Consider the following 10,441-nt stretch of genomic DNA (forward strand, 5'->3'; position numbering starts at 1 on the left):
GCAACAAAATCAAACGCAATCAAATATTAATTGATCGCTTATATTAGTGTTATTTATATATTTGCAAGGATAATACATTTTTCTATCAATAATGTGGTCTGTTTAGACAAATGATGAGGAATGGGTTCCATTCAATTGCGTTAGACACACTGAGCAAAACGAAAACCCCTGACACTGAGCTCATTATTGGTAAGGAAAAGATTAAACAATCTCATTATTGATGAATATTAAATCACAAACGATTTAAAAGTTAAACCAGACAAGGTAGAATTGAATCTAAAGAGAACGTAAACCACCTTATTTGAACCGAGTGCGACCAAAAGTCTCAATAAAGGTGATCAGATAGGAGAGGATCCAATAGTGAACAAACAACACACAATTATCCGGCTTCCATTTCCGTTGCTCGTGATGAGCTTATCGACTTGCGTATATCACGCCTTACAATGCCTCTCATAAGTGCTAGACAGCTGAGCAACAAAAAGGGTGCTTGATGCACCCTTAATCGAAACCGCTGTGTTACGCTTCGTAAAAATTAGGCTTGTAACGAAGAATGATTTTTTCCATCGCAGAGAAAACATGCTTACGTTCTTCGTCACTTAAATCTTGCGTCGCAAATTCCATTTCGTCACGAATCATCTGCGCGAGCTGGTCATGTACCTTCTTACCTTTAAGCGTCAAGAATAGTCGCTTGGCATTTTTATGGCTTGGATCTTTTGCACTTGCAATCAGTTCATTCTTTTCCGCATGGCGAATAAGACTAGTCATAGTGCCTTTGCTGCGATGCAAACGCTCAGCAATAACGCTTGGGCGAAGTCCATCTTCGTAATCCAGTTCCATCAATACTAGCATTTGTTCAAAATTCACATCATCGCGAAGCTTCGAAATTTTGTTTTGAATGGAATTCTGAACCATACGGGTAGCAATGAAGCTCATACCAATTGTGGTTTCAAATAGTTTCTTTGATTCTTCAGACATTGTGATCATTCCAATTTATGTTATCTGCCCTATTATCCATTTATTAGTTCGATACGAAAGCATTTCCAACACACTTTATCATTTAATTTGTGAATTTGTGCGACCAGATATGCATATGTGTTAATGATTGATTAGCTCGACACTTATATAACTGATGCTTATCCATTCGTGACGACGAATTTTCATTGTTCGCACCGATTTGAGGGCTAAGGTTCCACCATGTGAGTAGATAGCGAGGCAAACTACCTTAAACACACCCTATTTAATTTGACACCAAATCAAAATAGCTGCAGAATGCACCCGATAAAAAACAGTGTACATTATGAGGAAGCATGACTTTTGAACTCAAAGTGACTCTAAAAGACATCATTGTCACAGTGATCTGCATTGTCTGGTCTACGTTATGGATCTCTTCCGAAATCGATAATCATCAAGAAATGCAGCAAAAGCAGTTTAATGAACTAAAAGATGAGCTACAGAGCATCATACAGCTTGAAGCAAAAAAGATATCTGCATATCAGTAAACGATAGCTTTCCTATCGCCTAATACAGCAACACCCAGTAATCTGTTCATTGACTGGGTGCCTAAATCAACGTTTGACTTGCTTGCCCTTCACGAGTAGATGACTCTCTATCATCGGCCAAACTTTGTTAGCCAGTTTGTCTAGGCTCGGAATTAACATATACACCATCCCGACAAACAGAATTGAGCCAACAAGATCAATCGGCCGATGCATTCCTAGCCACAAGCGACTAAAAGCGACTCCAATCGCCCACACACCAACAATGGCAACTAAGCCGTAATGTTTGTTTTGCCAAAATAGACTACCGAAAAATGCCAAACAAATCGCGGCGAAAATAGTATGACCTGATGGGAAAGAGTAGTCTTTTTCCCCTTGCCAATGGCGAGTACGCCAAGTCGTCACCTGTTGTGAGATTTGATTGATCACCTCTGCTTTTTGCGCTGCATCTAACTTGTAAAAGTGCGCAGGTTGAGGAATCAACAACTGATGTGAAAGCAGCTCAGTGTACGGGCGCGGACTTTCTGTCATGTGCTTCAGTCCCGTTTTAGCCGTAAAGCCAATCACTAAAATAATACCAAGCTGAACCAATTTACTCAGCAATTGCGAGTTTGTACCTACTATCTTCCAAGAGACTAAGACTAAAAGGGAGAGAGTGATCAGGAAGCCTTTCGAGCCCGCAGAGTCTGTCAATAAGGTGTAACCCATCCCAGCCAGATCAGACACTTCACTCAACAGATCAATGTGGCTGACAAATAGCGACATTGGTGCAACAACGAGCAAGAAGGCAACAAGCAACAACAAGCCTTCACGTTTGTTTTGAATGAAGTTTTTCACAATGGGAGTTCACAACGGCTAAAAACGAAGCTGAATTTTAGTCGAGAAAGTGTGGAAAATTTATCAATACAATGTCAATTTAATGAAATTTCGTGTTGATTACCGACGTTACCCCCTATTTGTCTCCTTTACTCGCAACATGCGTTTGTCAGCAATGTTCAATAAAGACTCTAAGGTAGTGTCGTTGAGCACTTTAGACGACGCAATGCCAACACTAAAACCTAACTGATACATATGACCGGGATCTTTATTAAACGCCTCGATTGCCTGTGTAAAGCGATCAATGGCGATGTGCGCAACCATTTCGGTCGTCCCCGACATCAAGACAACAAACTCGTCGCCACCCATACGTGCATAGACATCCGACTCTCTAAAGGAAGCTTGTAATAGTCGGGTAAACTGCTTGAGTGCATCGTCCCCTACTTGATGGCCGAATTGGTCATTAAGCTGCTTGAAATTGTCGAGGTCGAAATAGGCCAAAGAAACCGGAAAACCACCAAAACGGCAGTAGTCGAGTAACTTTTCTCCGAGTGAAGAGAAGCCGCGTCGATTGGATATCTGGGTCAACGGGTCTGTTGTTGCGGTGACTCTAGTCGCTAACTCTTGTTCAACAATTTTAGCTAAATCGACAAGGTCATTGACTTGCTCTTGATTAAACTGGCGAGGCTTAGTGTCAATCACACATAAGGTGCCAAGCATAGAGTTATCATGGTGGACGAGCGGAACGCCAGCGTAGAATCGCACCCCCGGGTCACCAACAACAAGAGGGTTATCTGCAAATCGCTCATCTTGAGTCGCATCCGAGATAATAAAAGGTTCGGTACCAAGAATAGCATGACCGCAAAAAGAGACGTCGCGCGGGGTTTCTTGCGCATCAATCCCATAGCAAGACTTAAACCACTGACGATCGCTATCGACAAGGCTCACGACTGCGATAGGTACATCGAACAATCTTTTAGCCAATCGAGTCACACGATCAAAACGTTCTTCAGAATCAGTGTCTAGTATTTCAAGCTGCTCAAGATCTTTGAGACGCTGAGCTTCATTATCAGGCTTGCTAGGTACTTGCATTGGGTCATCAAAATTTCGTAAAACATACTAAAAATCTTAGCAGTCGAGAATTAAGATGCCTGATAGTTGACCAACAAATTTCCATTTATGCTGCTTAGGCAACAAATTTGTCAGCAAAAACAATAAGGGCTTGAATACCTTATGCACTCAAGCCCTTACACTTTATCTGGACACTTTAGATTTTGACATCTATTCCCTGTTGCCAGAATGCGACTTCCATACGCGTTGCCGTTTTAAACACCTGAATCAGGTTTTGACCGCGCTGGCTATTGATATCAATTTCTGCGAGCAATTGGTTGAAATGCTCTGCACCTTGTTCAACGCCTGACTGAAACTCTTCACCACCATACAACTCTATCCAGCTGTGGTATGGGTTGCCTTCTCGTTTAGTCGTATTACTTTCACTCAATGCCTTACCGATCAACGCGTAGCCAATCGAACAAGGAGCAAGTGCAGCATAGAGCTCTACCAGATCGCCCGTCATTCCAGCATCAAGCACGTAGCGAGTGTATGCGACTGTGCCAAAATCTTCCGGCTCATTCTCTAAGTCAGATTCAGTGAGCCCCCACTGACCACAATACGTCACATGGTGACCAATTTCTGAATCGAGCAAAGCATGCACACTTGGTAACGCTCGGCGCATATCTTCCAAGGTACGCGCTTTATAAACGGCCAAGGCATAGGCACGCGCATATTGCTTTAAGAACAAGAAATCCTGCTTTAGATAATGCAAGAAACAAGGCTGAGGCAAAGTGCCTAGTGCAAGCTGCTGAACAAATGCGTGCTCTGTGTACTCTTGCCAATCAGACTCACAAGCTGCAATCAGGTCTTGATACTTCATTAGTTAAACTCCGGTACGTAATCCGCCGCTTTTGGCAAATTCTCAATCAGTTTTTGTGAATACATAAACTGTGCGTAATCGTCATAACGCTTTAGATCCACCGCTGACGGGCGCAAAGCGAAACGGGTCAAAGTGTCATTCCATGCACGTTGATTAAGTTCGTTGTTCAGCGTATCCGGCGCGTACGCGACAAACTCTTTCCAAGAGGCTTGCGGGTGGTTAACGATATAGGTGGTAGCTTGCTCTAACGCTTTGTTAAATGCCTTGATCGCTTCAGCATCATGGGTTTTCGCATTAGCGACAAATACTAACTCATCATAAGCAGGCACGCCGTGCTCCTCTGGGTAGAAGGCTTTCGCTTTGTAACCCTCTAGCTCAAGCTGGTTGGTTTCAAAGTTACGCAAACCGCCCCAAATCGCATCAACCTTGCCCGATGCCAATGATGAAGAGAGCGCCCAACCAACATTGATGATGTTCACATCTGAAAACTTCACACCCTCTTGGCCTAGCATAGTACCGATGGTTGCCTCTTCGTTGCCCGCAATCGCGATACCAATGTTTTTGCCTTTCAGATCAGCCAGATTGTCGTTTTTGCCGTTATCTAGCACCATCAAGGTATTAAGCGGTGTTGCAATCAGTGTCGCAGAACGAATCAGTGGTAAACCAGCCGCGACATCAATGGTTAAGCTTGGTTGATATGAAATCGCTAAATCGACCTTACCCGCAGCAACAAGCTTTGGCGGCGTACTTGGATCGGCAGGTTCTTGGATCTCCACTTCAATACCTTGCTGTTTAAAGTAACCACGCTCTTTAGCAATGACGATTGGCCCATGGTTAGGGTTAACAAACCAATCGAGCATTAGAGTGAGCTTCTTCTCTTCTGCAATGGCATTCGCTGACAATAATGAGGTGAGTAGTGCCACTGCACTGATTTTTTTAGTTATTTTCACGGGGTATCCTTTCTTTATTGATTTTCCCAAGGAATAAATTTTTTAAGTAGTTTGTCTGTGATGAAATAGAGAGAAACAGAAAGCAAAGCGAGGATGAATAATGCGGCGAACATTTCATCGATGATCATGCGTGCATTCGCTTGAAGCATTAGATAACCAAGACCCGCACTTGAACCGACCCACTCACCGACCACAGCACCTATCGGCGCAATCACCACGGCGACTCGTATACCTGAAGCCAAGGTCGGCAACGCAGCAGGCAGTTGTATGTGTCTTAAGAGCTGCCATTTACTTGCTCCCATCGTCTTAGCCAGATCGAGGTACCCTGTCGGGGTATTACGCAAACCGTCATAGCAACAAGTGGTTACCGGAAAGAAGATAATAATGGCTGCCATTACCACCTTGGACGCGATGCCGTACCCAAGCCAAAGCATCAGTACAGGCGCGATGGCAAATACAGGGATTGCTTGGCTTGCAATAAGAATCGGTAACAGCCAACGTTTTAATGGTTTAAATAGCAGCATTTGCAGTGCAAAGATAAGCCCCATAGAGAGGCCAAGCAGCAAACCCAGTATGATTTCTTGCCCAGTAACGAGCGTATGTTTCATCAGCACATCAAAGCGTGAAACCAAGCGCTCGAAGACATCTAGCGGAGCAGGCAAAATGAAGCTTGGCATATCAAACAAAACCACAACGCTTTGCCATAAGCCCAAAATCACCAACAGGCTGATCGCCATACGCACCATAGGATTCGTCACCTGAGCTTCGATTCTCTTGTTCGGTAGCGTAAGTTCTAGGTTGGTCACCTTACTCATAGTCTTGCTCCAACTGTTCAAGAATGCTTCGTTGTAACGCCGCGCACTCTGCATCTATTTCCCGTGGAGGTGCTGAGACTGGAACGCTTAGAGGAAAAGCATAGGCGGGAGTACCTTGAAGAAGATAGAGTGAATCCGATAAACGCACCGCTTCTTGGGGATCGTGGGTAATCAACACAACGGTTTTGCCCTTAAGTAACTTGGCAGACAAGGTTTGCAACTTGTGCCGCGTGACGGCATCTAGCGCTGAAAAAGGCTCATCCATCAGCACAACGGGCTTTTCTTGCATGAGTGTGCGCGCAAGAGCTACACGCTGGCGCATTCCCCCAGACAACTGGGCAGGCATTGTATTGATATGGGCGGCTAACCCTACTTGCTCAAGCAGTTCGATTGCCTTGTCATACTTGACATTCTGCGCACCAAATTGACGGCTTAGCATGACGTTATCAATAACATTTAGCCACGGTAGTAACAGATCTTGCTGCGCCATGTAGGCAATGTTTTCTTGTAGGCCTTGCCCTTGAGTTAATTCGAGCGTCCCCTTCCACTCCACTTTGTTATCTAGCAAACCGGCTAAATAACGTAGCAAAGTGGTTTTACCGCAACCACTTCGACCCAGCAGACTGGTCCACTTCCCAGCTGGAATGTGCATATCCAAGCCAGTTAAAGTCGGGGTTTGGCTATCAAGATAACGAAGCTGCGAAGCCTTAAGCTCAATACCAATCGCTTCAGCGCACATTGGTGTGCCCACAGAAAAAGTGGTGCACTGGGCCATGGCCTTGACCCACATCTAGCTGATCAGCGTGAGCAATGGCTTGCGAGATATATTGCTTACCAAGGTACACGGCTTTGTGAAGACGGTTGCCTTGAGCAAGATAAGAAGCAATCGCAGACGAAAGAGTACAACCTGTGCCATGAGTATTTTTAGTCGCGACACGTTTAGCGCTCAATAACTCACTGCTCTCTTGCTCGATAAGTAGATCATTACTGTTTTGGTCTTTCTCTAGGTGTCCGCCTTTTAGCAGCACCGCTTTCGCCCCAAGTGCGCGTAATGACTCGATCATCGCCCCCATTTGTTCTTCATCTTGAGGGACTTCTCCCCCTATCAGAGCAGCCCCTTCAGGTAGATTCGGCGTAATTAAATCAGCGAGAGGTAGCAGTTCTTGTTTGAGCGTAGAGATTGCCGATTGCTCTAATAACAGGTCACCGCTTGTGGCGACCATGACAGGGTCAACCACAAGATGCTTAGGTTGATATTGACGTATCTTTGCCGCGACAACCTTGATGATTTCCGCATCCGCCAACATACCGACTTTAACAGCAACCACATTCAGGTCAGTGAATACCGCATCCAACTGGCTTTCAATATGTTCAAGAGGAATCGGGTGAATGGCACTGACACCCTGTGTATTCTGCGAAGTGATAGCAGTGATGACGGAGCATGCGTAACTGCCTGTCGCTGAGATGGCTTTAATATCGGCTTGGATGCCTGCACCACCGCCGCTGTCAGATCCAGCAATGGTTAATACAATAGGGGTTGTGTCTTGTGAATGTGGCATAGATGCTCCTACTACAAGACGTATAGGAACTCTCGACCACGAAAAGAACGCTCATAAACAGAGTGACTCTCGAATGCGAGTACACTAAACCCGAGATATGGAATTAATGCGCATAGTTCCCTACGTCAGTGCTAACTGAATCAGGTTCTACGGGTCTCGCTTCGCGATCTCAGCCCTTTCCCTATTGGGTAGGCTCCCCGACTATTTCCAATGATGATAACAATAAAAGTAAATTTAGTGCATCACTTATTTACTGCGCTGCTGCAAAAACCAAACAAAAACCCAGTCCGAATATATGGCACTCATTGCTTATTTTTTGTAACAGGATAAATTTCTGAACTATAGTAACTTAGCTCACATGGAATTAAGGAGAGAGCTATGAGCCAGGAGGCACTACTATCTCGTTTAAACGAGTTACCTAGAATTCAAAAGGTTTTGCAAGAACTGCTTGATATGGTAAATCAAGATGAAGTGGATTTTGGTCAGTTGTCAAAAAAAATCGCAACAGATCAAGTTCTTAGCGCACGTCTGCTACGCATGGCGAACTCAGCCCATTTTGGAGGTAGCAAAACTATATCGTCGGTCAATGAAGCTTTGCTTAGGGTGGGAACGGGACCTGTTCGAACCTTAGTTGTCGCTTCTGTCCTCTCTAGCGCTTTCCCTAGGATCAAAACACTAGACATGGATAACTATTGGGAAGAGACCTTCGAAGTCTCCATCATTGCCAGTAAAATTGCTGAAGAAACTGGCATGGACAGCAATGAGGTGTTCACTACAGGCATACTGCATAACATCGGAGAGTTGATGATCCACACCTTAGTTCCAAACGAAGCTCTAACCATTGCTGCCCGTGCAGAAGCCGGGGAAAACCCCATAGCTGTACAAGAAGAGATTCTTGATATAACCGCACCTACTTTGGGAGCCAAACTCGCCAAAACGTGGAAGTTCCCAGATGATATGGTTGATGCTATCGCCAACTACGCAGAACCACGCGACGCAGAGCTTTCACCCAAAATGGCAACAACGTTACATTTTGCTCGCTCTATACATCGCGACTGGGATGATTTGAACAGTGATGAGGCCAAGGCACGCTATCTGGCAGAACACCCTGACTCTCGTTTACTCCACATTTCCGCTGCCTTTGCACCAAATGTTGATAAATTTAGGGGCAATGGTCGAGACTTAGCAGCGCAACTTAACGCCGCATAATTCTATAGGTGAGCACTCAGCTCACCTTTTTCTATCCAAACTATCAGTTATCGCATAGACTCAGATGAATAATTTTTTGTTATGAGAAAATGTGATGATCAATCCTGTCTGGCTCAAGACCTTTGTTACTCTGATCGATACAGGTCATTTTACCAAGACCGCTGAGAAGCTGTTTATGACTCAGCCAGGTGTTACTCAGCACATTAAAAAACTTGAGCAGGCTTGCGGTTACCCCTTAATCGAAAGGCATAACAAGAGTTTTGACATCACCGAAGCGGGCCGCAATGTCTATCAACATGCGATTCAGCTTGAGCGTCAAGAATCGGAGCTGCTGAACTCTCTCAATAGGGAAGACCCCTTTTCAGGCAGTGTTTCGCTTTCTTGTTCAGGTTCATTAGCGCTGCTGCTCTACCCGCATTTGCTTAATTTACAATGTAAATACTCTCAGCTTATACCAAGGCTAGAAGCAGCTCCTCATCACAAAATTGTTGCGGATGTCTTATTAGGTGCGACAGATATTGGGATTGTGACGCAGATTCCATCTGATTCTCGCTTTGACTCAGAAGTGTTAGGTAATGAGCCGCTGTGCTTACTATTGCCGAAAGCGCGGGCAACCAAAGATTTAAACCAAGAGAGTTTGAAAGAAATCGGGCTAATCCAACACCCTGATGCGATTCATTATCTTTCGATTTACTTTGCTCAATGCGGGGAATCTGAACTGGAAAAAATGAATATCGATGATATTCCGGTCACAGGCTACATCAATCAATTGAGCCAAATCCTGCTGCCTGTGGCCAATGGCTTAGGCTTTACCGTCTTGCCGAAAAGTGCACTCGATTCGTTTGCCGAGAGTGAGCGAATTTCTATCTTCGAGCCAAGTAATGAAGTGGTCGAAACCTTATACTTTTTGACTAAAAAACATCGCCAGCTCCCGAAGCGCTTTGAAACTATTAAAAACGAAGTGGCGCAACATTTTCAGCAGTAAAAAAACGCTCGTTAGCCAAAACTAATCGTAGTTTCTAACTCTTCAATCAAAGCGCCACCATGAGCGCCAACAAGCACAATCGTCACAGCAAAGCGATTACCGTCTGTTGAACGTAAGAAGAAGGTTTCTATCTTTCTTTCTCCCATCACCAAGTACTGAGTTTTAATGCTATAGACAGAGTAATCCCAGTGACCCGATTCATCGATAACCAAGGAGCCTAATGTGCCTGCCTTAGCGGTGACACTCTTAGGGTTAAAACGAACGCGACGACGGTTTTCTCCACTAATAGAGAACATACCGGAATCAAACAGCAATGGGGAAAAGTCACGTTGCACCATTGATAGTAGGCTCGCATCGCCCGACGGTGCACCAAAAGAGTTCGCGGTATGGGTGTTATTGGTCATTTGATCTAGGTAAGCCATAACGTTCTCCTTAAGATATCTAGACTCAACCACTGTGAGCGCTCATATCTTCTACTAACGCAATGTGCATGCCAAAAAAACAATACTCAACCAAGTGAATATTACCTCATATTTTCAAATAGATAATATTTCCGCAAGAAAATCGTTATCTGCATTCTCAAAATGGGAAGCAAAACAAGAGGTCTAGAACCAAAATGAAAATGTCATTCTCACATTGAATTTTACGATCAAAAACGAAGAGGGAGAGCTAATAGCT

General features: G+C 44.5%; 11 protein-coding genes, 1 pseudogene and 1 riboswitch. Of the genes and pseudogenes, 3 read left to right on the forward strand and 9 right to left on the reverse strand.

The annotated features are described in order from the left end of the window. Positions 1-516 precede the first annotated feature (516 nt). Positions 517-975: a MarR family winged helix-turn-helix transcriptional regulator gene (locus LYZ37_RS22555; RefSeq protein ID WP_272787719.1), complete on the reverse strand. Its 459-nt coding sequence runs from the start codon at positions 973-975 to the stop codon at positions 517-519. Positions 976-1,307: 332 nt separating this feature from the next. Between LYZ37_RS22555 and LYZ37_RS22560 the strand changes: the two genes are divergently transcribed. Then, positions 1,308-1,499, forward strand: a complete 192-nt coding sequence (locus LYZ37_RS22560; RefSeq protein ID WP_272787720.1) for a hypothetical protein — start codon at positions 1,308-1,310, stop codon at positions 1,497-1,499. A 66-nt stretch (positions 1,500-1,565) separates the two neighbouring features. On the opposite strand, the gene LYZ37_RS22565 is transcribed toward LYZ37_RS22560, so the two are convergent. From LYZ37_RS22565 to thiD, 7 genes and pseudogenes are all read right to left on the reverse strand, one after another. Beyond that, positions 1,566-2,333: a phosphatase PAP2 family protein gene (locus tag LYZ37_RS22565; RefSeq protein WP_272787721.1), complete on the reverse strand. Its 768-nt coding sequence runs from the start codon at positions 2,331-2,333 to the stop codon at positions 1,566-1,568. 108 nt (positions 2,334-2,441) lie between these two features. After that, entirely contained in the window at positions 2,442-3,404 is a 963-nt protein-coding gene (locus tag LYZ37_RS22570; RefSeq protein ID WP_272787722.1) for a sensor domain-containing diguanylate cyclase, read from the reverse strand. A gap of 175 nt (positions 3,405-3,579) precedes the next feature. Continuing rightward, the gene (gene tenA / locus LYZ37_RS22575; protein WP_272787723.1) at positions 3,580-4,245 is read right to left on the reverse strand and encodes a thiaminase II; all 666 of its coding nucleotides are present in this window, start codon (positions 4,243-4,245) and stop codon (positions 3,580-3,582) included. Further along, a complete protein-coding gene (locus LYZ37_RS22580) occupies positions 4,245-5,195 on the reverse strand; it encodes an ABC transporter substrate-binding protein (protein WP_272787724.1) in 951 nt (316 codons plus the stop codon). Before LYZ37_RS22580 ends, tenA begins: the two co-directional genes overlap by 1 nt. Before the next feature lie 14 nt (positions 5,196-5,209). Next, positions 5,210-5,935 (reverse strand): annotated as a pseudogene (locus LYZ37_RS22585) (ABC transporter permease); the annotation flags it as partial. 67 nt (positions 5,936-6,002) lie between these two features. After that, a complete protein-coding gene (locus LYZ37_RS22590) occupies positions 6,003-6,749 on the reverse strand; it encodes an ABC transporter ATP-binding protein (protein WP_272788406.1) in 747 nt (248 codons plus the stop codon). Continuing rightward, positions 6,739-7,569 carry a bifunctional hydroxymethylpyrimidine kinase/phosphomethylpyrimidine kinase gene (gene thiD, locus LYZ37_RS22595; protein WP_272787726.1) on the reverse strand — a complete coding sequence of 277 codons (831 nt, stop codon included), beginning with the start codon at positions 7,567-7,569 and terminating at the stop codon, positions 6,739-6,741. Before thiD ends, LYZ37_RS22590 begins: the two co-directional genes overlap by 11 nt. Before the next feature lie 100 nt (positions 7,570-7,669). Beyond that, positions 7,670-7,779: riboswitch (TPP riboswitch) on the reverse strand. A gap of 168 nt (positions 7,780-7,947) precedes the next feature. Between thiD and LYZ37_RS22600 the strand changes: the two genes are divergently transcribed. Beyond that, on the forward strand, positions 7,948-8,778 hold the full coding sequence (locus LYZ37_RS22600) for an HDOD domain-containing protein (RefSeq protein WP_272787727.1): 831 nt from the start codon (positions 7,948-7,950) through the stop codon (positions 8,776-8,778). Positions 8,779-8,872: 94 nt separating this feature from the next. Continuing rightward, positions 8,873-9,763, forward strand: a complete 891-nt coding sequence (locus tag LYZ37_RS22605; RefSeq protein ID WP_272787728.1) for a LysR family transcriptional regulator — start codon at positions 8,873-8,875, stop codon at positions 9,761-9,763. Between the two features lie 11 nt (positions 9,764-9,774). On the opposite strand, the gene LYZ37_RS22610 is transcribed toward LYZ37_RS22605, so the two are convergent. Beyond that, positions 9,775-10,185 (reverse strand): VCBS domain-containing protein, encoded by a 411-nt coding sequence (locus LYZ37_RS22610; protein ID WP_272787729.1) that lies wholly within the window; start codon positions 10,183-10,185, stop codon positions 9,775-9,777. Positions 10,186-10,441 lie beyond the last annotated feature (256 nt).

The sequence above is a fragment of the Vibrio tubiashii genome, from assembly GCF_028551255.1.
Taxonomy (GTDB): domain Bacteria; phylum Pseudomonadota; class Gammaproteobacteria; order Enterobacterales; family Vibrionaceae; genus Vibrio; species Vibrio tubiashii_B.

Excerpts from the sequence above, each read along its gene's own strand:
- LYZ37_RS22560 (WP_272787720.1), top strand. The coding sequence starts at position 1,308 with ATGACTTTTGAACTCAAAGTGACTCTAAAAGACATCATTGTCACAGTG.
- LYZ37_RS22590 (WP_272788406.1), bottom strand. The coding sequence starts at position 6,749 with ATGTGCGCTGAAGCGATTGGTATTGAGCTTAAGGCTTCGCAGCTTCGT.
- LYZ37_RS22610 (WP_272787729.1), bottom strand. The coding sequence starts at position 10,185 with ATGGCTTACCTAGATCAAATGACCAATAACACCCATACCGCGAACTCT.
- LYZ37_RS22605 (WP_272787728.1), top strand. The coding sequence starts at position 8,873 with ATGATCAATCCTGTCTGGCTCAAGACCTTTGTTACTCTGATCGATACA.
- tenA (WP_272787723.1), bottom strand. The coding sequence starts at position 4,245 with ATGAAGTATCAAGACCTGATTGCAGCTTGTGAGTCTGATTGGCAAGAG.
- LYZ37_RS22555 (WP_272787719.1), bottom strand. The coding sequence starts at position 975 with ATGTCTGAAGAATCAAAGAAACTATTTGAAACCACAATTGGTATGAGC.
- LYZ37_RS22570 (WP_272787722.1), bottom strand. The coding sequence starts at position 3,404 with ATGCAAGTACCTAGCAAGCCTGATAATGAAGCTCAGCGTCTCAAAGAT.
- LYZ37_RS22600 (WP_272787727.1), top strand. The coding sequence starts at position 7,948 with ATGAGCCAGGAGGCACTACTATCTCGTTTAAACGAGTTACCTAGAATT.
- thiD (WP_272787726.1), bottom strand. The coding sequence starts at position 7,569 with ATGCCACATTCACAAGACACAACCCCTATTGTATTAACCATTGCTGGA.